Annotated in this window: 1 protein-coding gene; it reads right to left on the reverse strand. The window is 65.9% G+C overall.

Annotated elements, in window-relative coordinates; all coding sequences use genetic code 11:
• Positions 1–1,106: bifunctional 2-methylcitrate synthase/citrate synthase (gene prpC / locus GA0116996_RS27865; protein WP_092318375.1), on the reverse strand; the 1,106-nt coding region annotated here is incomplete at both ends.

Genomic DNA, 1,106 nt, shown 5'->3' on the forward strand with positions numbered 1-1,106 from the left:
CGGCACGAACTTCAGGTTCTCCGGCCCGGTGTAGTTGGCGCTGGGGCGGATGATCTTGTTGTCGATGCGCTGCTCGATGATATGCGCGGCCCAGCCCGAGGTGCGCGAGATCACGAACAGCGGCGTGAACATCGCGGTGGGCACGCCCATCATGTGGTAGCTGACCGCGCTGAACCAGTCCAGGTTGGGGAACATCTTCTTGATGTCCCACATCACGGTTTCGAGCCGCTCGGCGATGTCGAACATCTTCATCGAGCCGGCGTCCTTCGACAGCCTCTTGGCGACGTCCTTGATCACCTGGTTGCGCGGGTCGCCGGTGGTGTACACCGGGTGGCCGAAGCCGATCACGACTTCCTTGTTCCCGACGCGGCGGGTGATGTCGGCCTGGGCCTCGTCCGGGTTGTCGTAGCGCTTCTGGATCTCGAACGCGACCTCGTTGGCGCCGCCGTGCTTGGGGCCGCGCAGCGCGCCGATCGCGCCGGCGATCGACGAGTACATGTCGGAACCCGTGCCGGCGATCACGCGCGCGGTAAAGGTGGAGGCGTTGAACTCGTGCTCGGCATACAGGTTGAGCGAGGTGTTCATGGCGCGCTCCCACAGCGCCGACGGCTTCTCGCCGTGCAGCAGGTGCAGGAAGTGGCCGCCGATCGAGTCGTCGTCGGTCTCCACCTCGATGCGGCGGCCGTTGTGGCTGTAGTGGTACCAGTACAGCAGCATCGAGCCGAGGCTGGCCATCAGCCGGTCGGCGATGTCGCGCGCGCCCGGGGTGTTGTGGTCTTCCTTCTCCGGCAGCACCGTGCCGAGCACCGACACGCCGGTGCGCATCACGTCCATCGGGTGCGCGCTGGCGGGCACCCATTCCAGCGCCGCCTTCACATTGGCGGGCAGGCCGCGCAGGCTCTTCAGCTTGGCCTTGTAGGCGGCCAGTTCGGACTTGGTCGGCAGCTTGCCGTGCACCAGCAGGTGGGCGATTTCCTCGAACTCGCAGGTCTCGGCGATATCGAGAATGTCGTAGCCACGGTAGTGCAGGTCGTTGCCGGTACGGCCGACGGTGCACAGCGCGGTATTGCCGGCGGTCACGCCCGACAGCGCGACGGATTTCTTGG

It is taken from the genome of Cupriavidus alkaliphilus, assembly GCF_900094595.1.
Taxonomy (GTDB): Bacteria; Pseudomonadota; Gammaproteobacteria; order Burkholderiales; family Burkholderiaceae; genus Cupriavidus; species Cupriavidus alkaliphilus.